The 22,846-nt window shown below is 42.0% G+C and carries 19 protein-coding genes and 1 riboswitch; of the genes, 17 read left to right on the forward strand and 2 right to left on the reverse strand.

What is annotated here, in order from left to right; translation table 11 throughout:
• Window positions 1–156: 156 nt before the first annotated feature.
• From ACHOLT_RS05295 to hisC, 3 genes are read left to right on the forward strand one after another with little or no spacing between them, the layout of a single operon-like run.
• Window positions 157–810, forward strand: coding sequence for an amino acid ABC transporter permease (locus ACHOLT_RS05295; RefSeq protein ID WP_425806273.1), 654 nt, complete (start codon window positions 157–159; stop codon window positions 808–810).
• A gap of 36 nt (window positions 811–846) precedes the next feature.
• Window positions 847–1,611, forward strand: a complete 765-nt coding sequence (locus ACHOLT_RS05300; protein ID WP_425806275.1) for an amino acid ABC transporter ATP-binding protein — start codon at window positions 847–849, stop codon at window positions 1,609–1,611.
• Between the two features lie 59 nt (window positions 1,612–1,670).
• The gene (gene hisC / locus ACHOLT_RS05305; protein ID WP_425806276.1) at window positions 1,671–2,729 is read left to right on the forward strand and encodes a histidinol-phosphate transaminase; all 1,059 of its coding nucleotides are present in this window, start codon (window positions 1,671–1,673) and stop codon (window positions 2,727–2,729) included.
• A gap of 29 nt (window positions 2,730–2,758) precedes the next feature.
• Here the strand turns inward: hisC and ACHOLT_RS05310 are convergent, their stop codons facing one another.
• A complete protein-coding gene (locus ACHOLT_RS05310) occupies window positions 2,759–3,475 on the reverse strand; it encodes a lysophospholipid acyltransferase family protein (RefSeq protein ID WP_425806277.1) in 717 nt (238 codons plus the stop codon).
• Window positions 3,476–3,796: 321 nt separating this feature from the next.
• Here ACHOLT_RS05310 and ACHOLT_RS05315 point away from each other — a divergent pair, with 321 nt between their 5' ends.
• The 10 genes from ACHOLT_RS05315 to ACHOLT_RS05360 all read left to right on the forward strand — a co-directional run bounded on the left by ACHOLT_RS05315 (window position 3,797) and on the right by ACHOLT_RS05360 (window position 16,143).
• Window positions 3,797–5,332, forward strand: coding sequence for an ATP-binding protein (locus ACHOLT_RS05315; RefSeq protein WP_425806279.1), 1,536 nt, complete (start codon window positions 3,797–3,799; stop codon window positions 5,330–5,332).
• 80 nt (window positions 5,333–5,412) lie between these two features.
• Window positions 5,413–5,514, forward strand: a riboswitch (purine riboswitch).
• Between the two features lie 125 nt (window positions 5,515–5,639).
• Window positions 5,640–6,944: a nucleobase:cation symporter-2 family protein gene (locus tag ACHOLT_RS05320; RefSeq protein ID WP_425806281.1), complete on the forward strand. Its 1,305-nt coding sequence runs from the start codon at window positions 5,640–5,642 to the stop codon at window positions 6,942–6,944.
• A 101-nt stretch (window positions 6,945–7,045) separates the two neighbouring features.
• Window positions 7,046–7,861, forward strand: coding sequence for a selenium cofactor biosynthesis protein YqeC (gene yqeC, locus ACHOLT_RS05325; protein ID WP_425806282.1), 816 nt, complete (start codon window positions 7,046–7,048; stop codon window positions 7,859–7,861).
• Window positions 7,843–8,493: a nucleotidyltransferase family protein gene (locus ACHOLT_RS05330; RefSeq protein ID WP_425806284.1), complete on the forward strand. Its 651-nt coding sequence runs from the start codon at window positions 7,843–7,845 to the stop codon at window positions 8,491–8,493. The genes yqeC and ACHOLT_RS05330 overlap by 19 nt, the downstream gene beginning before the upstream one ends.
• 34 nt (window positions 8,494–8,527) lie before the next feature.
• Entirely contained in the window at window positions 8,528–9,307 is a 780-nt protein-coding gene (locus ACHOLT_RS05335) for an FAD binding domain-containing protein (protein ID WP_425806285.1), read from the forward strand.
• Window positions 9,301–9,759 (forward strand): (2Fe-2S)-binding protein, encoded by a 459-nt coding sequence (locus ACHOLT_RS05340; protein ID WP_425806286.1) that lies wholly within the window; start codon window positions 9,301–9,303, stop codon window positions 9,757–9,759. The genes ACHOLT_RS05335 and ACHOLT_RS05340 overlap by 7 nt, the downstream gene beginning before the upstream one ends.
• Entirely contained in the window at window positions 9,756–12,113 is a 2,358-nt protein-coding gene (locus ACHOLT_RS05345; RefSeq protein WP_425806289.1) for a xanthine dehydrogenase family protein molybdopterin-binding subunit, read from the forward strand. Before ACHOLT_RS05340 ends, ACHOLT_RS05345 begins: the two co-directional genes overlap by 4 nt.
• Before the next feature lie 209 nt (window positions 12,114–12,322).
• Window positions 12,323–12,772, forward strand: a complete 450-nt coding sequence (locus tag ACHOLT_RS05350; protein WP_425806290.1) for a C40 family peptidase — start codon at window positions 12,323–12,325, stop codon at window positions 12,770–12,772.
• A 309-nt stretch (window positions 12,773–13,081) separates the two neighbouring features.
• Window positions 13,082–14,731: a hydroxylamine reductase gene (gene hcp / locus ACHOLT_RS05355; RefSeq protein ID WP_425806291.1), complete on the forward strand. Its 1,650-nt coding sequence runs from the start codon at window positions 13,082–13,084 to the stop codon at window positions 14,729–14,731.
• Window positions 14,732–14,943: 212 nt separating this feature from the next.
• Window positions 14,944–16,143 (forward strand): multidrug efflux MFS transporter, encoded by a 1,200-nt coding sequence (locus tag ACHOLT_RS05360; RefSeq protein WP_425806292.1) that lies wholly within the window; start codon window positions 14,944–14,946, stop codon window positions 16,141–16,143.
• Here ACHOLT_RS05360 and ACHOLT_RS05365 read toward each other — a convergent pair.
• Window positions 16,118–17,026: a polysaccharide deacetylase family protein gene (locus ACHOLT_RS05365; protein ID WP_425806293.1), complete on the reverse strand. Its 909-nt coding sequence runs from the start codon at window positions 17,024–17,026 to the stop codon at window positions 16,118–16,120. The two genes, ACHOLT_RS05360 and ACHOLT_RS05365, sit on opposite strands and share 26 nt — an antisense overlap.
• A gap of 146 nt (window positions 17,027–17,172) precedes the next feature.
• Between ACHOLT_RS05365 and ACHOLT_RS05370 the strand changes: the two genes are divergently transcribed.
• The 4 genes from ACHOLT_RS05370 (at window position 17,173) to ACHOLT_RS05385 (ending at window position 22,823) form a co-directional block, all read left to right on the forward strand.
• Window positions 17,173–18,543, forward strand: coding sequence for an aldehyde dehydrogenase (locus ACHOLT_RS05370; protein ID WP_425806294.1), 1,371 nt, complete (start codon window positions 17,173–17,175; stop codon window positions 18,541–18,543).
• 666 nt (window positions 18,544–19,209) lie between these two features.
• Entirely contained in the window at window positions 19,210–20,175 is a 966-nt protein-coding gene (locus ACHOLT_RS05375) for an MBL fold metallo-hydrolase (protein WP_425806296.1), read from the forward strand.
• 102 nt (window positions 20,176–20,277) lie between these two features.
• On the forward strand, window positions 20,278–21,501 hold the full coding sequence (locus ACHOLT_RS05380; protein WP_425806298.1) for a DUF445 family protein: 1,224 nt from the start codon (window positions 20,278–20,280) through the stop codon (window positions 21,499–21,501).
• 29 nt (window positions 21,502–21,530) lie between these two features.
• Entirely contained in the window at window positions 21,531–22,823 is a 1,293-nt protein-coding gene (locus ACHOLT_RS05385) for a DUF445 domain-containing protein (RefSeq protein ID WP_425806299.1), read from the forward strand.
• Window positions 22,824–22,846 lie beyond the last annotated feature (23 nt).

The following is a 22,846-nucleotide window of genomic DNA, read 5'->3' on the forward strand; positions in this document are numbered from 1 at the left end:
ATAAGAAAAGTATTAAGGCCGATGGTATATCAACCATTGGCCTTTCGATTAAGATTTTTGTTTTCATTGGTTTTACCAGAAAGAATTAATTATTGAAATTAGATATGAACTAAGGTACATTTACTTAGGACTTATTCTTTTTTAGGGGAGTAGCATATGCAGTATGTTCAACAAATTCTCGGGCCGATGTTCGATGGTACATTTGTTACGTTAGAAATGTTTTTTGCAACGATCATTTTATCCTTGCCTTTGGGCTTAATGCTTGCTTTAGGGCGGATTTCACGCTTCAAGGCTCTTAGTTCCGGGATAGGGGTTTATATTTGGCTTTTCCGGGGAACACCGTTAATGCTCCAGCTCCTTTTCGTTTATTTTGGCTTGCCGTTTATCCCGGGCATTCACTTAACCTTGCCTGATTTTCAGGCGGCGCTCATTGCTTTCGTTTTAAACTATGCAGCCTATTTTGCAGAGATTTTCCGCGCCGGTATTCAGTCCATTGAACGGGGCCAATATGAAGGGGCCAAAGCCTTAGGGATGACCTATAGTCAACTGATGCGCCGGATTATTCTGCCGCAGGTCATAAAAAGAGTACTTCCGCCGGTGAGCAATGAAACGATCACTTTGGTTAAGGATACCTCGCTGATTTATGTGCTGGCGATGAATGATTTGCTTCGTACGACACGGGCGATTGTCCAGCGGGATTTTACAACTATGCCTTTTATTGTAGCCGGTATATTCTATTTAGCGATGACGCTTGTTTTGACATGGGGCTTTCAAAAACTTGAAAAGCGTTATGCGGCTTATGATGAGTAATGGAACAAAAATAAGAGCGTTAAGGTGTGTAGAATAATGTTAATGATTAGTGCACAAAACATTCAAAAAAACTTTGAGAAGCTTGAAGTTCTGCGGGGAGTTTCCCTTGACATTCAAAAGGGAGAAGTCGTTGCAGTCATAGGACCCTCGGGTTCTGGAAAGAGTACCTTTCTTCGCTGTTTAAACCGGCTTGAAACAATCGACGGAGGAACCATTGAGATCGAAGGAGAAAAGCTGGTGTTAACCGGAGCGGAGGGCATCCCTAAATACGCGGAAGAAGCTAAAGCTCGGATGATCTGCCGCAAGATGGGGATGGTCTTTCAACAGTTTAATTTATTTCCTCATCTCACGGTTCTTGAAAATGTGATTGAAGCTCCTTTGACGGTTAAAGGAGTTAAACGGGAGGAAATTCTTCCGGAAGCCGAGGAGCTTCTCCGCAAAGTAGGCTTGGAAGATAAACTGAACAGTTATCCTTCGCGCCTATCCGGGGGGCAAAAACAGCGTGTCGCTATTGCCCGTGCCCTTGCAATGAAACCGGATATCTTGCTTTTCGATGAACCGACTTCGGCACTTGACCCTGAACTTACCGGTGAAGTGTTAAAGGCCATGAGGCAGCTGGCAGAAGAGCATATGACCATGATCGTGGTGACCCATGAAATGGGTTTTGCCCGTGAGGTGGCAAACCGAGTCATCTTTATGGACAAAGGGGAAATCGTTGAACAGGGGACTCCGGAGGAAGTTATTGATCATCCGAAGCAGCAAAGGACTCAGGCATTCTTAAATCATATCAATGAAAAATAAGATAGGATAAATACAAAGATAAACACAAAACACAGAAGCATAAGAGAGGAGAACAAACGTTGAGCAAATACTGGAGCAAATTAGCGGCTGGGGTTGACCCTTATGTACCGGGCGAACAGCCTAAAGATAAGAAATATATTAAATTAAATACGAATGAAAATCCTTATCCACCCTCACCAAGGGTTCTTGAAGCGATCAAAACGGTAGCCAATGAAAGCTTAAAGTTATATCCAGATCCTAATGGGGATGAGTTAAAGCGCACCTTGGCTGAATATTTTGGTCTAAAAAAAGACCGGATTTTTCTTGGCAACGGTTCCGATGAAGTGTTAGCCTTTTCTTTTATGACCTTTTTCGATAGCGGCTTTCCAATTCTTTTTCCGGATATCACCTATAGCTTTTACCCCGTCTATGCGAACTTATTTAAGATCAATTATGAATTAATTCCGTTAAATGACGATTTCGCTATTCCCGTGGATCAGTTCTTCAAGCCCAATGGGGGAATCATTATTCCTAATCCTAACGCGCCTACTGGAGAATATCTGACCCTTGAAGCCATTGAAGAAATACTGCTTCATAATAATGAACATGTTGTGATTATTGATGAAGCCTATATTGACTTCGGCGGAGAATCAGCGCGGAAGCTTATCGATAAATATCCCAATCTTTTAGTTGTGCATACGCTTTCCAAATCCCGCTCGTTAGCAGGCCTAAGAGTAGGCTTTGCCATGGGCCATGAGGATTTAATTGAAGGTCTTAATCGTGTTAAAAATTCCTTCAACTCCTATACCTTGGACCGCTTAGCTCTTGCAGGAGCCGTTGAAGCGATAAAAGATGAGGCATATTTTCAAGTGACAAGTAAAAAAATCAGTCAGACGAGAGAACGCGTAACTCAGGATCTTCAGATAATGGGCTTTAAGGTGCTCCCTTCTAAAGCAAACTTTATTTTTATCAGTCATCCGTCAGTAAAAGCGGAAGAACTCTTTTTAAAACTTAAAGAAGAATCGATCCTCGTTCGTTATTTTAAAAAACCAAGAATTGATAATTTCCTGCGTGTGAGCATTGGCAGCGATGATGAGATGGATAACTTCTTAAAAGCTATCTGCAAAATCATCGCATAATGTCTGGTTTAATGGGCGATCCGTCAGATTTAAATTAATGCTTGCTGGATTATTCCTCGAACCTTTTCAGGTAATTTAGCAGTTTCCTCTTTAGATAATCCTACTGTAGCAATTGGATCAAAAACAGTGATTTTTACATGGGCAGGTTTAATGCGAAAACCATTTTGCTCCATGATCTTATAGGAACCATCAATGGCAATGGGAACAATAGGAACGCCTGCCTTAGCAGCTAATTTTAAGCTTCCCGCTTTAAATTCGCCTAAATTTCTGCTCTTGCTGCGCGTTCCTTCCGGAAAAATAACCATGGAGTAACCTTCTTTAAGATAGTCTGCAGCCTGGTTTATCACTTTAAGAGATTGCCGGGCATTCGTGCGATCGATAAAGACACATTTCATATGTTTCATCCAGGTCCGGATCATCGGCAGCTTCAGGAGTTCGATTTTCGCAATAAATGCCTTAGGTTGGTCAATATGCCCTAAGAGGATAGGAATATCAAAATTCCCTTGGTGATTACTGACAAAGAGAACAGGGCTTTGACCGGCGATTTTTTCCTGACCTGTTACACTCACGGTGACACCGGCTAGCTTAAGAAGAGAAAGAGCCCACTTGCGGGCGGTTTTAGCAGTAATTCGGTCGTGCTCAGTTGTTTCGCCAATGTTATCTAAGCGCGTCACCTTGAGAAGAGTGGGTTGAAGGGCTATAACATATAGCCAGAAGTAACTGAACCAAAGAATTGTACGTAACATAAATAACCAAATCTCCTTAGTTAATATTGAAGTTAATATTGAATATAAAGAAGTATATAATCCGAGAGTATCACTAAATTAAAACTTTGGGAAGATAAAAATAAGAAAAGATGATCTCGCTGAGCAATGAATGTGATAGTTCCAACTGTCACTTTATTATTTTTCAGGAAGGAATTTGTGAAAAATCAGTCGAATTTTACATTAAAAATAGTATAAAAAAACTTAATTATGAGGCATATAATGATAAAATATTCTTTTTCGGATCAACGGGTAAGATACAAAGTGATTAGCTTTTTGATGATCTTTTTTTTTATGATTATTATGAGTTACGTTGTCTTTTTCCAACAGCTTAACGAAGAGCACCAAGTTCAACTGGACAAGAATATGCATTTTGTAGAAATGACGGCTACATATTTAGATGATTATATCAACAGTAATAAAAGGGCTCTGCAGAACCTCGCTTTAACGGATGCAATAAAACAGGAGAACGCTTCTAAAATCACTCAAATTTTTCAGAACTATAGCCTTGCACAGCCGGAGACTTCACTACACTGGGTAGCAAATTCACAGGGAATCGTAATCAGCAAATTTCCGAACAATGAATTAGACTCAAATCTTGCAGAGCGTGAATACTTTCAAGAAGCGATGAAGGGAAACCCTTATGTAGGGGGACCTTATATCTGCTCTCAAACGCGAAACGAAATCATTATTATCACAGTGCCGTATTATCGTGACGACAAGGTTGCCGGAATTGTGGGGATGACTATTCCGTTAAGTGAAGTTCAAACGAAGTTAACGACGCTTCAGACGGATCAATCCGTAGATGTAGGGCTGATTAGTTTAGAGGGAAAGGCCTTAAGTCATCCCGATCTTGAAGAATTCCGCAAGAAATTTGTATTTAAAGATTCGCCAATCTATCAGAGAGTAGTAGTCTCAAAAGAGGAAAGCGGTTATTTCGAGCAAGACTCCGTTGAAACAGTGCAGGAAATGCATACGTTCAAGGTGCTCACGGAAGCGCCTTGGGTTGTCATTGTGACACAGCCTCTTGTAGCGTTTAATTCAAGGGCAAACCAAACCGGCGGTCGGAATTTGGCGGTCTTATTCCTTTTGCTCCTTTTTCTATCTTGGGTTATTCATTACTTGCTTTTACTTAGAGATATGAGCCATGCCGAAAAGACTAAGCAGACGGAAAAATTAGCGCTTGTGGGTGAACTTGCGGCAGGAATTGCGCATGAAATTCGCAATCCATTAACCTCGATTAAAGGATTTATACAGCTGGCCAGCCAAAAGAAAGGCAAAGATATCCCTCCTTTATATATTGAAACGATTCTTGAGGAATTGGACCGGATTGATCAAATTGTTGGAGAAATGGTTGTTCTTGCCAAGCCGGCGCCGGAAATAAAAAGGAAAGTCCATCTTGATAAAATATTACAGGAAACCGTCAACTTAATGATTCCTCAGGCTCTTATTCACGAGATTGAACTCACTTTAGAAATTGAACCGGGGTTGCCTTATGTTATTGGAGTAAGCAATCAATTGAAACAGGTGTTTATCAACCTGATTAAGAATGCGATTGAGGCAATGGAGCATGGCGGGACGGTTATGATTAAAGCCAGCCGGCGATCCGGTAATATCGTTATTACAATTGCGGATACGGGCAGAGGAATGAGCCAGGAAACACTGAGAAAGGTGGGCACTCCATTTTTCTCGACTAAAGATATGGGGACGGGGTTGGGTTTAGTTATCACTTTTCGTCTTATTCAGAATCATAAGGGAAAAGTCTGCATTCGGAGTGAAGTGGGGGTAGGGACCAAATTTAAGATCATCTTTCCAGCGGGAGATGAATCCGAACAATAATTATATTTTATAGAAAAATGTTCGAAATAGATATTGACCGTAATAATTGGATCATGTAAAATAAGACTCGTTCGAAAGAGCAGATTTTGAAAATCGATGTTCATATAATCGCAGAGATAGGGTCTGCAAGTATCTACCGGGCTGCCGTAAATGGCCTGACTATGAGCGAAAGTGTACCTAGGGTTGTGGTTAAGGAATAAAAACCCAGGCAGGTAGTTTCTCTCACTTCTAAAAAGCTGAGCTGAAATTTTCTTGCCTGTTTTTTTATGGATTTAAAATTGGCTAAACAAAGAGGGGGAAATTAAGAATGGAGAACACAACGACCAAACATCCTGTTGATGAAATGTTACCCGGCGGAAAACTTTTCCTTTATGGGCTTCAGCATGTTCTAGCGATGTATGCAGGAGCTGTAGCCGTGCCCTTGATTATTGCGGCAGCGGCAGGTTTAACAAAGTCTCAAACAGCCTTCCTTATCAATGCAGACTTATTTACCTGCGGTATTGCTACTCTACTTCAAACGTTAGGATTATGGAAATTGGGAATTCGCCTTCCAGTTATTCAAGGGGTCACCTTTGCCGCGGTAACGCCTATGGTCCTTATAGCTAAAGCCGGCGGTATGCTGATGATTTTTGGAGCTGTCATTATCGCCGGTTTAATCACGTTTTTGATTGCGCCGTTTTTCAGTAAACTCATTCGCTTCTTTCCGCCGGTTGTTACAGGAAGTGTTATTACTGTAATTGGTGTTTCTCTTCTTCCTGTCGGTGTGAACTGGGCTGCTGGAGGAGTAGGAAATAAACAGTACGGATCCTTGACCTTTTTAGCAGTTGCAGGAATTGTTCTTATCTCTATTCTTTTAATCAATAAGTATTTTAAAGGGTTTATTGCGAATATTGCGGTTTTGCTCGGTTTGTTAGTTGGGATGATTGTGGCTGTACCCCTCGGACTTGTAGATTTTTCCGGGGTAGGAACTGCTGCGTGGATTGGAATTGATACTCCCTTCTTTTTTGGAACACCGGTCTTTGATTTAGGTTCTATTCTGGCTATGATTCTTGTTATGTTAGTTGTTATGGTTGAATCAACAGGGGATTTTCTGGCGATTGGGGAAATGGTTGGGAAAAAAATCGGCGAAGAAGATCTAACACGCGGACTTAGGGCTGATGGTCTGTCGACGATGCTTGGCGGGATCTTTAATGCCTTCCCCTATACCGCATTTGCTCAAAATGTGGGTCTTGTTGGTCTAACAGGGGTAAAAAGCCGGTTTGTGGTAGCGACTTCTGGTGTAATCCTTGTTGTCATGGGGCTTTTCCCGAAATTAGCGACAATTATTGCATCTTTACCTAATGCCGTCCTTGGTGGTGCGGGAATAGCTATGTTTGGCATTGTTGCAGCAAGTGGGATACGGACCTTATCTAAGGTTGATTTTGATAAAAATCCGCAAAATCTTTTTGTGGTTGCCATTAGCGTTGGAATTGGGCTTATACCACTGGTTGCGCCGGATTTCTTTAAATTATTTCCTGCTTGGAGCCAAACCATTGTTCATAGCGGAATTACCTTGGGTTCTTTAACAGCAATTATTTTAAATGCCTTTTTCAATGGCGGTAAATCAATGTAAGTATAGCTAAAAGAGTAGTTTTTTGGCATACTAAGGATAGAAGCTCAGAAGTCTATAACTTTAGGAAGTCAATCCGATCGCGTTAACTTATCGGAGGTCTTATGAAACAGGTAAAGTCAGGTGCTGTTGTTGAAGAGCCAAAGGTCGGGAGCCTTTGGGAAATGGTCCGCAAGGCCCAAGTTGTAACGTTCATTGGAGCGGGCGGTAAAACAACCTGCCTAAACCGTTTAACTTGGGAAATTGACCAAGCAGGACATCCTGTAATTGCAACGACAACGACAAAAGTATATCCGCAAGTATTTCCCTCGCTTTGGCAAAATGCGAGGGAATTCCCGTTTCTGGAAACAGTTGTACCTTGTTTCTGGTATGCTGGTGTTGAAAAGGCAAGCGGCAAGTGGCAGGGTATATCTGTTGATGTGGTGGATTCGGCTATTCTTAAAGAGCCAAAGTACTTTTGGGTCATTGAGGGTGACGGGGCTCGGGAACATCGTCTTAAATGCTGGGCTGCGCATGAACCCCAAATTCCCCGTTGCAGCGAGGCGGCTGTCCTTGTTATTGACGGACATCTTTGGGGGAAGAAACTCAGGGAAGACGATATTCATCGCTTTGAACTTTGCAAGGACTTCGTAGGAAAGGTTTGGAACACAGAGCTTGCCTGGCGGTATATTTTAAGCTCACCGGTTTTTAATGAGTTATTCGGAAATATTTCCTGGTTTGTCCTTTTTAATATGTGGGATAAGGGGCATGTTGAGCAGGAACGGGCTGAACTGAGTAAGCTGAAAAAGCTTGGAGAAGAATTCTTGGATCAAACTCAAGATCATTTGCATACACCTTCAGACATACGGTTGCCCCATCATTTGAGACTTTCAGCAGGTAACGCAAAGGAGGGGAGCCTTCGTTGGTACGATTTGTGGTAATGGCCTCAGGTCAAGCAACGCGGATGGGCCAAGACAAGCTAAGCTTGCCTTGGCAGGATTCCACTGTATTGGAATATGTACTTCAGGTTCTTGATCAGGCCCTCAATTTAACACCGAAAGATTTTACAAAATCAGCTGAAGTTTGGGTAATAGCGCGAAAGCCAATACGGGAGTATATAAAAAGCGAGAACTGGATTGCCTCAGCTAAAATGAAGTCAGATAATCCAGTGAAACACGTCTGGCTCAATAGACCTGAACCGCGTCCGCTTTCCGAAACAATACGCTTAGGAATTGCCGATCTTTCTGAAAAAATGCAGGGAATCTGTTTTATTCCTGGTGACCAAGTTGGGTTGGAACCTATTAAATTAGCCGAATTAATAAGCTTTTTTATTGAAAACCAGCCAGACTTTTTGGTGCCCTGGGTTGCGGAAAATAAGCTCAGCGGTTCTCCGGTATTTTTCCACAAGCTTTATTACCAAGAGCTGCGTTCTTTACAAGGAGAACAAGGGGGGAGGGCTGTGCTCAATCGTTATCCGGAGCGTTGGGTTAAGTATTCTGTTCCTCCCGAATTCCTGGAAGATATTGATACGCCTGAAGATTATCGGCGTCTTCGATCCTTAAAGTTAAAATAGATATTGAACAATAAAGCCAAAAGCAGAGGTTCGAGTGTTCACGATTCGCGAATGGGTTCAGCCGGCAACACTGGAAGAAGCTTATACAACACTGATCAGCAAAAAAATGAATACAGTTTTGGGTGGTTGTTTATTTTTAAAAATGGGTTCGAAGAGGATAGGAACTGCGATTGATTTATCCCATCCGAATTTAGAGCTTAAGGGAATTACGGAACATGATGAATGGTTTGAAATCGGAGCCATGACCACTTTTCGGGAAATAGAAACTTATGCCGCTTTCCAAAACTATTTCCAAGGCGTTTTGCCGAAATCTGTTTCAGATGTTATTGGGGTTCAATTTCGAAATGGAGTAACAGTAGGCGCTTCTGTTTTTTCTAAGTATGGTTTTTCTGATTTAATTACGGTGCTTCTTGCCCTTGATGCTGAGGTTGAGCTGTTTCATGGGGGGAGAAAAACACTGCAGGAGTTTTTGGATCAGCCTTACAAAAAAGATATTTTAACAAAAATATGGCTTCGTAAAAATAATCGAAAGGCGTCTTACCAAAACCTTAGAAATTCCAAGAGTGATTACGCAATATTAAATGTTGCAGTTTCAGAGCTTGAAGGGCAATGGAGAATTGCGGTCGGCGCAAGGCCGCAAAGAGCAATGCTCGCGGAAAAAGCATCGCAGGAATTGTCATCCATAGAACAAATGGCTAAACTTGCAGCTGAAGAGCTCACCTTTGGGACAAATATGCGGGCAAGTGCAGAATATCGTCAAGCCCTTTGTTCTGTGCTTGTGCAAAGAGCGATCATGGAGGTGCGGCAATGCTGATTGAACTTACCATCAATGATAAAAAAGTACAATGGGATGTTGCGGCTGACGACTTTCTGGCAGATACACTGCGGGCACATGGCTGTTTAAGTGTAAAAAAGGCATGCAATACAAGCTGCTGCGGATTATGTACAGTTTGGGTTGACGATCAGCCGATTCTTTCCTGTTCAATGCTCGCCGTTCGAGCAAATGGAAAAAGGATCACAACTCTGGAGGGTCTACAGGAGGAAGCTGCAGCCTTCGCAAAAATCCTGACAGCAGAAGGAGCGGAACAATGCGGCTTCTGCAGTCCCGGCTTCGTTATGAATGTTTTGGCAATGAAAAAGGAATTAAAAAATCCCACCGATGAAGAAATCATCCACTATCTGACAGGAAATTTATGCCGCTGTACCGGATATATGGGGCAGCTTCGAGCGGTCAAGACCTATCTGGGGGTGAATTCGGAAAGATGAAGGATAGAGTAGAAATAAATCATAATTCGCAGTTAAAGACGAAACAGGTTGGGAAAAGAGCAGCGAAAATCGATGGGATGGCCTTAGTTATAGGAAAACCTTTTTATACAGATGATCTGGCAGCAGCTAATGCCTTAATCGTTAAAATCCTGCGCAGCCCGCATGTCTTTGCTCGGATTAAGTCAATTGATACTGCACGGGCTGAAAAATTAGACGGTGTTGAATGTATTCTAACTTACAAGGATGTACCGAAGACCCGCTTTACCCTTGCAGGACAATCCTATCAGGAGCCATCTCCTTATGATCGTTTAATTCTTGAGGAACTTGTCCGCTATGTAGGCGATGAAGTCGCGATTATTGCTGCAGTTGATGAAAAGACAGCGGTTAAAGCCATGAACTTAATTAAAGTTGAGTATGAGGTCTTAGAACCTATACTCAATTTTGAACAAGCAATTGGACATTCCACTGTTGTCCATCCGGAAGAAGACCTGCACTGCAACTTTGAAATAGGCATGGTTAAAGAAAAAAACGTCGTGGCAACAGACATCCAGGTTATCGGCGATGTGGATGAGGAATTAGGCAAATGTGCTGTTGTCGCTGAAGGAGTTTATTATCCCCAAGCCCAAGCACATGCCATGATGGAAACCTATCGTGCGTTCACGTATTTAGATCACTTGGGAAGGCTGGTTGTCGTCAGTTCGACTCAGGTTCCTTTTCATGTTCGCCGCCATGTAGCGCGCGCACTCGAATTGCCGACGAATAAGGTTCGAGTCATCAAACCGAGAATCGGAGGAGGTTTCGGGGGAAAACAAACGAGCTCTGGTGATGTGTTTGCAGGAATCGTAACCTTAAAGACGGGTAAGCCGGCCAAGATTATCTATGACCGCCAAGAAACGTTTACCAGCACAACCAGCCGCCACGCGATGCGTTTGAAGGTAAGACTGGGAGCCGATGAAGAGGGATATATTCGTGCATTTGATCTTGAAGTTTTATCCGATACAGGGGCTTATGGAGAGCATGCTTCTACCGTTTTAGGATGTGTCGGACATTATACCCTGCCGCTTTATAATAAAACCCGAGCCATCCGCTTTAAGGGTCAAGCTGTTTATACGAACAAAATGCCGGCGGGAGCTTTCCGGGGCTATGGTGCAACTCAGGGGACATTTGCTGTAGAATCAACGGTGAATCGGCTGGCACGCAAATTAGGAATGGATCCGACCGAGCTTCGGCTTAAAAATATTATTCGTGAAGGGGAAACCTCCCTGCATACGGAGGATTTCCGATTAGGCAGTTCTTCATTAGACCGGTGTATTCTTAAAGGGAAAGAGCTTATCAGCTGGAATGAGAGAAATCTGCGCCGCCAAGTTGGGCCTCATAAAGTTCGGGCGCTTGGTATGGCTGTAACCATGCAGGGTTCTGGAATCGCTCATATTGATACAGCCTCTGCAGAGATTCGCTTAGTGGATGATGGAAGTTTCGTTCTTTTACATGGATCAACGGATAACGGTATGGGTGCGGATACAATTCTGGCACAGATGGCTGCTGAGGTTTTGGAAACAGAACTTGATAAAATTGTCGTTCATGGTGTGGATACGGATGTTTCTCCCTATGATCCTGGCGCTTATGCCTCAAGCGGCACTTATGTCAGCGGGACAGCCGTTGTCAAAGCAGCGGAGGATCTCAAAACAAAAATCCTTGAACAAGGTGCAAAGTATTTGGAAGTAACAGTTGAAGAGGTTAAACTCATCGAAGATACGGTACGCTGGATTCCGAAAGACTCAGCTAAGAATCTTAAAGATGAAGCAAAGCCTAAAGAAATAAGTCTTAAAAAGCTGGCAGAGCTTTCTGTTCTAGGTATGGGAAAACTTCAGCTTGTCGGGCATGCGACATTTGGCGGCGAAATCTCCCCGCCGCCGTATATTGCCGGATTTGCTGAAGTTGAAGTTGATCAGGAAACGGGTAAAGTTGATCTTATTCAATATGTTGCGGTTGTCGATTGCGGAACCGTAATTAACCCAAGCCTAGCACGGATTCAAGCGGAAGGCGGGGTTGTTCAAGGGATTGGCATGGCTCTTTTTGAGGATGTTAAGTATACCGATGAAGGGAGAATGCAAACGGATTCGTTTATGCAATACAAAATTCCCACCCGTAAAGATATCGGTACCGTAAGAATTGCCTTTGAAGAAAGTTATGAGCCGTCAGGACCCTTTGGTGCGAAATCGGTAGGTGAGGTCGTAGCAAATACACCGGCCCCTGCGATTGCTGATGCTGTATATAATGCTGTTGGTGTAAGCATTACTCATCTTCCGATTACCCCGGAAAAGGTATTTATGGGAATGTTAGAACAAAAATAGAGATGACAGAGAAACTTGTAGTAGGAATCTCAGCCCGTTTGTTTGGGCTGAGATTCTTTTTTTGTTGTATTAAGTCTTAATTAAGTCAATTCCACAAGAAGGAAGTATACCCAACAACCTCCTATTGGTCGAGAAGTTGTTAGATGTTATGCTTGGACTAGCTCAAAGAGAAAATTTGCACAAATTCAAATAACACAGGAGTTGATTTAATGAAAAAGAAATTAATACTTTTAATTACAATAGTTTTAACGGGAATTCTTGGCCTTGCTCCAGCTGCTCAGGCAGTAACTCCAAGTCAGGCTAATACAATTATTTCAAGGGCTGAAACGTATATTGGAACTCCTTACCTTTGGGGCGGAACAACATATCGAGGAATCGACTGTTCAGCATTTACACAAAATGCGTTTCGCGCTGCAGGAATTACGCTTCCCAGAACAACCAGACAGCAAGCTTGGGCCGGAGTCCATGTTGATGCGAAAAACCTGAAACCAGGTGATATTGTATTCTTTAGCTTTACTTCAGATCATCGGGTCAGCCATGTTGGAATTTATATTGGAAATCAGAAATTTATCAATGCGACCTCAAGCAAAGGAGTGACCATTTCAACGTTCAATTCCTACTGGTGGCAGCATTACGTCGGAGCAAGGAGAGTTTATTAAAAATGTGAGCAAAAACTTTAAAAAGGTTAAGATAAAAATCGAATGAGGATTTAAATACGTTTAACAAGATAAAGTTTCGAAAAAAGCCTTTTTTAAAAGCTGGAGCCAAGTAAGTTTGGTTTCAGCTTTTAAATATTTTTGCAATATAAATTTTCTCTTTTACAATGGTGTGCTTTTTATCACACTAAAAGGAACGTTGCGGTCACGTTTTTATCCTATAAACTTCAGTATAATGAACCTGCAACAATGAATAAAACAACCTTTACCTTTAGGGAAAACATTAAAGATTAAATTAGGAGGTTTTAAAAAATGAGTATGTTCTGCTACCAATGCCAAGAGACAGCGAAAGGAACCGGGTGCAGCATTAAAGGAGTATGCGGGAAAACCGAAGCTGTCGCCAATCTGCAAGATTTGCTTGTTTTCGTTTTAAAAGGAATTTCAATTTATGCAGTGCAAGCCCGTGAGCTTGGAATCGTTCGTCAAGATATTGACCAATTTATTATGGAGAGTTTGTTTGCAACAATTACCAATGCCAATTTTGACAAGGCGCGTTTCGTAGAGCTAATCCGTAAAGGCCTGTCTTTGCGAGAAGAAATGAAACAGGAAATTTTGAAGGCGGGTGGAGTTATTCCTGCTAACCTTCATGAATCTGCGACCTGGACAGCTGCGACTGTTGAAGAATTTGAACAAAAGGCAGCTAAAGTCGGTGTTTTAGCTACGGAGAATCAAGATGTCCGTTCTTTACGAGAACTTTTGACGTATGGTTTGAAGGGAATGGCTGCCTATTTAGAGCATGCGGTTACCTTAGGTTATCATGATCCCAGCATCTTCGGTTTTATGGAAAAAGGTCTCGCGGCCGTTACGAATGACAGCCTATCAGCAGATGAACTTGTTGCTTTGGTGCTTGAAGCCGGAAAATATGGAGTTGAGGTCATGGCTTTGCTGGATAAAGCCAATACTTCAACTTATGGAACACCGGAAGTGACAAAAGTAAATATCGGTGTTCGCAACAACCCGGGTATTTTGATCAGCGGTCACGATCTTAAAGACCTGGAAGAACTCTTGAAGCAAACAGAAGGAACAGGGGTAGATGTATATACCCATGGTGAAATGCTTCCTGCTCACTACTATCCCGCCTTTAAAAAATATCCTCACTTTGTCGGAAACTATGGCAATGCTTGGTGGAAACAAGATAAAGAGTTTGACTCCTTTAATGGACCGATTTTTTTAACCACAAACTGCTTAATTCCTCCCAAGGATTCCTATAAAGGACGTCTGTTTACGACGGGTGTTGTAGGCTACGAAGGGGTGCAGCATATCCCTGAGCGTAAAAATGGCCAAGCCAAGGACTTCTCTGCTCTAATTGAGCTCGCGAAAAAATGTCCGGCCCCAACAGAGATTGAAACAGGGGAAATCGTCGGCGGATTTGCTCATGATCAAATCCTCGCGGTTGCCGATAAAGTTGTTGAAGCAGTCAAGAGCGGAGCGATTAAACGTTTCTTCGTAATGGCTGGATGTGACGGACGTATGAAGAGCCGTGACTATTATACGGAATTTGCCAAAGTTCTCCCAGCCGATACAGTGATTCTGACTGCGGGCTGTGCTAAATATAAATATAATAAACTTGACCTAGGTGACATCGGCGGGATTCCCAGAGTCCTTGATGCAGGTCAATGCAATGACTCCTATTCCTTAGCTGTGACGGCACTTAAGTTAAAAGAAGTTTTTGGCTTAGAAGATATCAATGATCTGCCCATCTCCTATAATATTGCCTGGTATGAGCAAAAGGCTGTTATCGTTCTCCTGGCTCTTCTTCACCTGGGTGTGAAAAATATTCATCTAGGACCAACCTTGCCCGGTTTCCTTTCTCCAAATGTTGCTAAAGTTCTTGTTGAAAATTTCGGTATCGGCGGAATTACCAATGTTGAAGATGATCTAAAAATGTTCATGGGTGCATAAGAAAAGGAAATCCGTTCTGGGACAATCCCTAATATAGGTAAAGGCGGCCTTCGTAATGAGGCCGCCTTTTTCCATAATGTTTTTCAAAACCTTTATTTAAGGTTTAAGTTTTAAGAATTAGAATTTTTTAATTGAAGTATTGAACTTAATCTAATTGAAGGAGTATGATATTCATTATAAGTTCGTTATATTTTTGAGAGGGAGTCCCAGTTATGCCGCTTTGGAAACGCAATCTTTGGGTTTGTTGGTTTGGTTCTTTTGCGACAGGAGCCGGTTTGAGCCTTGTCCTGCCGTTTTTACCGCTCTATATAGAAATTCTAGGGGTACATGATGTAGGTGCTATCGAACAATGGTCGGGAGTTGCTTTTGGGGCAACCTTTATCCTGGCAGCCGTCGTATCTCCGCTATGGGGCAAGCTTGCCGATCAATATGGTCGAAAAGTTATGCTTTTACGGGCGAGTTTAGGAATGGCTATCGTTATGACATTGATGGGCTTCGCCCAAAATGTCTATCAACTGGTGGCTTTGCGCCTTCTGATGGGGGCAGTCTCCGGATATATTTCAGCATCAATTACACTTGTAGCAACTCAAACCCCTAAAGAACATTCGGGTTGGGCTTTGGGGACCCTGTCTACGGGAATGGTTAGTGGGAATTTATTGGGACCGCTCCTTGGAGGATGGTTGTCTGAAGTTATTGGCTTACGCCACGTGTTTTTCGTGACCGGATTTCTTCTCTTCATGGCTTTTGTAGTTTCTTACTTACTGATTAAAGAGAAATTTAATCCTCAGAAAAGCGTCAATCTAAGCTATAAAGAAGTTTGGAGCAAGATTAAAAATCCGAAGGCTCTAATTGCGATGTTTGTGACATCCTTAATGATTCAATTAGCGAATCTGTCCATCGAACCGATTATCACTGTTTATATTAAACAACTTCTTCAGGATGCAACTCATATAGCGTTAATTTCTGGCTTTGTTGTTTCAGCTTCAGGGCTTGCAAACGTTTTATGTGCTTCACGGCTCGGAAAGATGTCGGATCAAAAAGGACCGGATAAGGTCCTTTTGTTTTCCCTTTTGCTTGCAGCTTTGGTTATCATTCCTCAGGCTTATGTTCAAAACCCTTGGCAGCTGATGGGACTCCGCTTTTTATTAGGAATTGCTACAGCGGGGATGCTGCCTGCTGTAAACGCACTGATTAAGAAGAGCGTCCCAAGTTCTGTTTCAGGCCGGGTTTTTGGGTATAATCAATCTGCTCAATATCTCGGAAATGTTACAGGTCCTCTGATGGGTGGACAGATTGCGGCAAGCTATGGTATCCATTACGTATTTTTCTTTACAGCAGCTCTTCTTATCATAAATGCACTTTGGGTTTATCGAATAGAGAAGATGATTATTGTAAAAGTTCCTTTAAAGTGACGATTTTATAGCCTTTTGCCTGCAGCCCTTCGATAATCGCGGGCAAAGCTTCAGCTGTTGCTTGTTTATCTCCATTACTATGCATAAGGATGATTTCACCGGGTCTTACATTAAGAAGAACATTTTGAACAATGTTCTCTTTTTCTTTTTGCGACCAATCAAGAGTATCGGTTGACCAAATGATCAGCTTTTGGCCTCTGGCTTTAGCAACGTTTAGAACTTGATCGGTAACAATCCCATAAGGAGGACGAATAAATTCAGGGGTAGAACCCGTGAGTGTTTTAAGAAGTGTGTCTGTTTGATCAAGTTCATGGGTTATGAAGGCTTCGCTTTTTTGGGTAAACTGAGGATGACTATAACTATGGTTTAAGACAAGATTCCCTTCATTAAAAGCTCGCTTGACTATGGCCGGGTAGGCTTTAGCGTTTTGCCCGATAAAGAAAAAGTTAGCGTTGACATGATAGCGGCTAAGCGTATCCAGAATCTTGGGAGTAACAGAACCATCCGGGCCGTCGTCAAAGGTTAAAGCAACTTTTTTCTCAGAGGTTGGACCGTTAAGAAAGACCCAGTCAGGATTGGCTTTCGCAATTTGTGCAATTTCCTGCCGCCATTTTTGCATCGAGTTCAATTCTTGTGAAGTCAGTTTGCGGGACTGTCCCAAAATTTCAAGAACTGAAGGGTTAGAAGGAGAAACAGGTTCAGAAGAATTTGTAAGAACTTCTGACGAAGAAGTGCTGCCTTGTGAAGCCATATCACTTGAGGATGCTGAAGGGGATGAATTGTTGTCTCTCTGAAAATAGTGATGTGAAGATGCATAAGCCCCGAAGCTGGTTAAGATTAAAAGGCTCCCGAGAAGTAAAAAGATGGTTCTTTTTGAAGGCATATATATCAACTCCTTATGCTTTATTTATAATAAACTTACCACTTAAAGAACCTAAATTAGAACAAGTATATATTACAGGTTTTGGCGAAAGGATTTTGAAGAAAAAGGTTGACTCAGAGCAAAATCAACAGGATGGAGAGTTCGAAATGAATCAATATGATGAGATCTTAAGCAGGCAGCGTAGTTTCTTTGCAACGGGGGTTACGCAAAGGGCAAGTTTTCGAATAGAGCAGCTTCGAAAGCTAAAAAAAGCAATACGAGACTATGAACCAGCAATTATAGAAGCTTTGCGGCAAGATCTTAATAAATCAGAACTTGATGCTTATTCTACAGAAATCGGTATTCTTTACAAAGAAATAAACAATTTTATTAAACACTTAAATTCTTGGGTGAAACCTACCCGCGTAAAAACTGCGCTTACGCATATCGGATCGCAAAGTTTTATTTACGCGGAGCCCTATGGGGTTGTGCTTATTATTTCTCCCTGGAACTATCCTTTTCAATTGGCAATTGCTCCGCTTATTGGTGCGATAGCAGCCGGAAATTGTGCGATCATTAAACCCTCCGAATTAAGTCAGCATGTTTCCGGGGTTATATCAGAGATGCTGACTGTCTGCTTCCCCGGCGATTATTTATTGGCGGTCGAAGGCGGAGCAGAGACCAGTACGGAACTGCTAAATCTTAAGTTTGATAAGATCTTTTTTACGGGCAGTGTTGCTGTGGGAAAAATCGTCATGCAAGCTGCAGCAAAATATCTCATTCCAGTAACACTGGAGCTTGGAGGGAAAAGCCCCTGTATTGTACATAAGGATGCGAATCTAGATTTAGCGGCTAAACGCATCGTTTGGGGTAAATTCTTGAATTCAGGCCAAACCTGTATTGCCCCGGATTATCTTTGGGTTCAAAAAGAGGTTAAAGAGGAATTAATCGAGCGGATGAAGGGCTGCATCCATGAATATTATGGTCAGAATATCGTTCAAAGTAGAGATTTCACCCAAATTATCAACGAAAAGCATTTCCAAAGACTTTTATTGTATCTTAAGCAAGCTCGCATATTGGTAGGAGGGGGATATAACGAGAAGCGCCGATTGATTGAGCCGACGATTATTGATTCAGTGGATTGGAAGAACCCTGTGCTGCAAGAAGAGATTTTCGGGCCGATTCTACCTGTATTGGAGTATCAGGAACTTTCAGAGGTAATCAAAGGTGTTAATGAACACGAAAAACCTTTGGCGCTTTATTTTTTCTCGGAAAAAAGAGAGCTTCAAGATCAAATCCTTAAGGAAGTATCTTTTGGCGGCGGATGTATCAATGACACGATGATGCATATTGTTACTCCTTACCTTCCTTTCGGCGGGGTTGGCAACAGCGGGATGGGTGCTTATCATGGGAAAAAGAGCTTTGAAGCCTTTTCTCATCAAAAAAGTGTATTGCATCAAACCACTCTTTTTGATCTGCCTGTGCGCTATCCTTCATTTAAGTATGCTTTACAGATGATTCGATTTCTCATGAAATAACGGCTCACATTCCTTTGAGTCAGAGCATATAAAATATCAAGTTCCATTTTAGCACTCTTTCCGGCAGTAAAAACTATGTATAGAATCAAGAGAAGTCTCATCTTAGAAATTCTTTCTTCATTCTTGTCTTAATCTTGAAACGGAAAGAGTGCTGAATGGAGCTCTAATGTTGATGGGAGAAGTTCCCGGGCTATAAGCCCGGGAACGTTATTTTAACTTAGAAGATAACAGCCAATGCAATTAAAATCAAAATCGCGATAGCGATGATCCCAGCGCCAATTCCAACACCAGCTCCAACTCCAACTCCACAGCAGCCGTAACCGTACATTTTTTTCACCTCCGGTAGAGTGTTTGACAATAAATAAATGATATCAGTCGTCCTTATAATCTTAGAAAACGATACCTAATGCGATGAGCAGAAGAATGATTACAACAACAATTGCAATACCAGCTCCAGCTCCAAGACCACCTGCAAACATATCGTTTTCCTCCTTCCATTATTTGGTTATCAGGTTTGGTATAACTTATGTGGCTAGTAATGGTTTGGTTCCTTGTTCTGGCAATCGATGGCGGAATAATTCAAAAGATGAATTGCCCCTTTTTTTATGGTAGAATAACATCGTTCTGAAAGATCAGCGAAACAAAATGAAAAGAGAGAAAAGAATTATGGCAGAGATGAAAGAAGTCGCACCAAATATTTATCTTCTGAAAATTCCTGTACCTTTGAGAGTAAGGAACATCAATGCTTATATTTTTCGGGGTCAGAAACCAACGCTGATAGATACAGGGACGAATACTCCAGGTGTTTATGAAATGATTCAAACTGCACTCAAGAGATTGGAAATAAAGCATGTTGAACAAGTAATTTTAACGCATTGGCATGTAGATCATTCAGGCATTGCCCGACAGTTTGCAGAGCAAGGTGCACGGGTTTTAATTGGCCTAAAGGATTATACTAAATGGAAAAAATTTGTTGAAGGAAAGGGTGGAGACCTTTATAGAGATTGGGCGTTGAAAGAATGGGAAGTTCCTTCAGACCAACTCATAGAGAGGATGAATAAGGCATACGGAAATCCACGTCAGAAAATGACAACTTTACCCGATCATATTGATGAAATTATTCCAATGGAAATGCTGCCAGCAGGAGATTATCAGTTGCAAGCTATCCCCACACCGGGTCATACTGAAGGTCATTTCGCATTTTTTGAAAACGAGGGTAAAAAGCTGTTTACGGGAGATATGCTTTTACCGGATATGATTTCCTACCCTGATATTTGGCGTGAAGAAGGCAAGTTTACAAGTGGTTTAGTCAGTCATCTTCAAAGTCTGGATATAATGGAAAAGCTTGATGCTAACGCATATTTCCCGTCACATGGAGAACCTCAATTGGATCCCGCGCTTCGTTGTCAAGAAACACGGAACGAGATCCATAAACAGGCTGTACAATACGATCCCACACGCTCTGTTTTTGAAAATGCGGTACGTTTAAATCACGGAACAGAAAACCTCGCGGGCCTTTTCATGCGTCTTCACTATGTGTATGGCTGGAAAAAGATATTTGAACAGACTCAAAAAGATATAGATGCTCAGAATGTTGGTCAAGTGGCCGCCTTAAAAAATACAGGCAGATAAGTCAAGTGTTCTTTAACTTTAAAATGTGATATATTATCGAAGACAGCTGCTCTTTTTTAAGCGGGTGTCTTACTTCATATTATCATTAAAGAGGTTCTAAGTATGAGTAAACGTGGTACATCGATCAGTACATATCGCAAGGCAAACTGGGCCTTAGGAGTAACTGCTGTGGGTCTTGCGGCAGCGTATCCATTCCAAACCCAGTTTTGGGGAGGCTTGCTGACAAGCGGCTGCAGTGCGGGATTAGTTGGAGGCCTTGCGGATTGGTTCGCTGTAACGGCACTTTTTCGCAAGCCTTTAGGAATTCGTCCAGGACGAATTTTTCGCACTGAAATAATCCCGCGCAATCGTGAACGTATTTTTTATGAATTGGCTCATATGGTTCAGGACGAGCTATTGTCACAGGAAGCATTAAATCAAAAAATTGCAAGATTTGATTTTGCAAATGGTGTTATAAACATACTGGAGGGTCAAGGGATCGCTCAACTAAGGCCTGCCCTTGAGACGCTTTTAAAACCTTTATTAGAAAGCGTCAGCGTGCCTGTCGGTGAATTATTTAAAGAAAAAAATGATGCGAGTATTGAACAGAGTAATAATGACTTATTAAGTTCAATCCTGTGGCAGGCTTATACACTTTTAAAAGAAAAAGGATCGATACAAAATATACTTGAGATCTTGAGCAGCGAACTTAGCCAGTGGGTACAAAGCCCCGAAATGCATGGAGTGATTAGACGGTGGCTTGAGGATGCTATAGCGGATTATGTTCAGGAAAATCCGTCACGAAAAATCGTCCAGATGTTTTTGCCGGACTCCTCCGAACTGGCCAAAAAGATTCAAATCAAGGCTGTTAATTATTTAAGCGGCGGACAAGCTATAACAGACGCGTTTATTTGGCTGGATGGTTTTGTTCAGGATTCTCGGTTTGATGAATTTATCCGGCGGGTTCTCCCTGCACTTCTTAAAGAAGGAGAAAAAACACTTCTTCCACAAATCCAAGCAGGAATGAACAGGCCCGAGAGTGTTCAAAAGATTGCTGAATTTTTAGTTGAGCAATTGGATAAATACCGGGAAGAATTAGTAATTAACCCCGAAAGGCGGGAAACGTTTAACCATAAGGCTAAGTCTTTTATTTCAGAGTTCGCAGCCAGTCAGCATCAAAAAATTGGCCGGTTTGTATTGGAAGGACTTGAAAAATACTCGGATGAAATGCTTGTTGAATTGATCGAAGCAAAAGCTGGGGCGGATTTACAAATGATCCGCATCAACGGCTCTGCTGTCGGGGCACTAGCAGGGATGCTATTTTATTTAGTTAATTATCTATTTTAGCGTTAATTTAAGGTAAAGGATGATTCACAGTGAATTACCGGCGTCGTGCGAATGCGGTATTAAGCATTGTTTTTCTATTATTTATTCTTGTTTCGTGGGCCAAACATTTATGGCCGGATTACTTTTTACTAAGACTCTGTCAATTTGTTTTGGAAGCCTCTCTTGTCGGCGGTATCGCGGATTGGTTTGCTGTTACAGCACTTTTTCGTAAGCCTTTGGGCTGGCCTTATCATACCGCGCTGATTCCCCGGAATCGGATACAGCTGATTAACGGGATCAGGGCAATGGTTGAAACAGAGCTCCTGAGTGAATCCATGATTTATCAAAAAATTAAGGTATTCAAGTTCTCGGGAAAAATCATCAATGCAGTTGAAAAACGGGGAGGAGCAGGATTTCTCACTGAAAGGCTTGTATCCTTTCTTGCAGTACTAAAAGGACGAGTACCTGCAGATAAACTCGCAGAGAAACTGACCTTATTTATTCAAGCTAAGGTACAGGAGCTTGGTTTAGGCGGAAGAATACTCGATTATTTACAAACGCTTCTTGAACGGAAAGAATTTGATCAATGGCTTGATGAACGACTGGAGGACTTATGGGTCTATGCCTCTGGATCAAAAGTCCATTCACAAATCTTAAGTTATTTAGAAAACATTAAAGAGCAGCAATTAGCGAGCGGGGGCTTTTTGCAAAGAACATTATTCGGCGTCTTTCAAGCTTCTGACGGCGTAAATTTCGAAGCAGCCGCTGATTCAGTTCAGACTCATCTTATCCTGACAATACGGAGTTTGAAGAATCCGGAGAATGCCTTAAGAATTCGTTTGAAAGCTCAGTTGGAAGAGAGAATCATATACTGGAAAAAGGATAATGCGATAGAAGGGAAAATTGAAGAAGGGTTTAATCAAATCCTTAGAGAATTACCTCTTGAAGACTATCTGAAAAACGGAATCGATAGGGTTCTTACAAACTGGCAAGACGGAAAATCAGCACGGGGTGAAAACTTAAGGTTCTCCGCTGAGCCTTTAGCTGCAAGTTTTTGGATGGAAGTGAAAGCCGATCAGAAATTACAGGAGACATTCGACGAATTTTTAAGGGAAACACTTCTCCGGTTGGTTCAAAAGGAACATCGTTTGATTGGTGAAATTGTCCAAGAGACTTTAGAGGAATTATCGGATGATGAGTTGAACCGGTTTATTGAGGATAAGGCCGGTAATGATCTCCAGTGGATCCGAATTAACGGCTCGATCGTCGGCGGAATCTTAGGCTTAATATTATTTATCCTTCTGAATTTTGCGTATCAGCCCTTGTTGATGGGTTTGAAATAGGATTAGGACTAGGGGGAAATTTA

This window comes from Desulfitobacterium nosdiversum, assembly GCF_049860565.1.
GTDB lineage: Bacteria > Bacillota > Desulfitobacteriia > Desulfitobacteriales > Desulfitobacteriaceae > Desulfitobacterium_A > Desulfitobacterium_A nosdiversum.

Excerpts from the sequence above, each read along its gene's own strand:
- ACHOLT_RS05295 (WP_425806273.1), top strand. The coding sequence starts at position 157 with ATGCAGTATGTTCAACAAATTCTCGGGCCGATGTTCGATGGTACATTT.
- hcp (WP_425806291.1), top strand. The coding sequence starts at position 13,082 with ATGAGTATGTTCTGCTACCAATGCCAAGAGACAGCGAAAGGAACCGGG.
- ACHOLT_RS05310 (WP_425806277.1), bottom strand. The coding sequence starts at position 3,475 with ATGTTACGTACAATTCTTTGGTTCAGTTACTTCTGGCTATATGTTATA.
- ACHOLT_RS05375 (WP_425806296.1), top strand. The coding sequence starts at position 19,210 with ATGGCAGAGATGAAAGAAGTCGCACCAAATATTTATCTTCTGAAAATT.
- ACHOLT_RS05350 (WP_425806290.1), top strand. The coding sequence starts at position 12,323 with ATGAAAAAGAAATTAATACTTTTAATTACAATAGTTTTAACGGGAATT.
- ACHOLT_RS05340 (WP_425806286.1), top strand. The coding sequence starts at position 9,301 with ATGCTGATTGAACTTACCATCAATGATAAAAAAGTACAATGGGATGTT.
- ACHOLT_RS05370 (WP_425806294.1), top strand. The coding sequence starts at position 17,173 with ATGAATCAATATGATGAGATCTTAAGCAGGCAGCGTAGTTTCTTTGCA.
- ACHOLT_RS05345 (WP_425806289.1), top strand. The coding sequence starts at position 9,756 with ATGAAGGATAGAGTAGAAATAAATCATAATTCGCAGTTAAAGACGAAA.
- ACHOLT_RS05380 (WP_425806298.1), top strand. The coding sequence starts at position 20,278 with ATGAGTAAACGTGGTACATCGATCAGTACATATCGCAAGGCAAACTGG.
- ACHOLT_RS05315 (WP_425806279.1), top strand. The coding sequence starts at position 3,797 with ATGAGTTACGTTGTCTTTTTCCAACAGCTTAACGAAGAGCACCAAGTT.
- ACHOLT_RS05320 (WP_425806281.1), top strand. The coding sequence starts at position 5,640 with ATGGAGAACACAACGACCAAACATCCTGTTGATGAAATGTTACCCGGC.
- ACHOLT_RS05365 (WP_425806293.1), bottom strand. The coding sequence starts at position 17,026 with ATGCCTTCAAAAAGAACCATCTTTTTACTTCTCGGGAGCCTTTTAATC.
- ACHOLT_RS05300 (WP_425806275.1), top strand. The coding sequence starts at position 847 with ATGTTAATGATTAGTGCACAAAACATTCAAAAAAACTTTGAGAAGCTT.
- ACHOLT_RS05360 (WP_425806292.1), top strand. The coding sequence starts at position 14,944 with ATGCCGCTTTGGAAACGCAATCTTTGGGTTTGTTGGTTTGGTTCTTTT.
- yqeC (WP_425806282.1), top strand. The coding sequence starts at position 7,046 with ATGAAACAGGTAAAGTCAGGTGCTGTTGTTGAAGAGCCAAAGGTCGGG.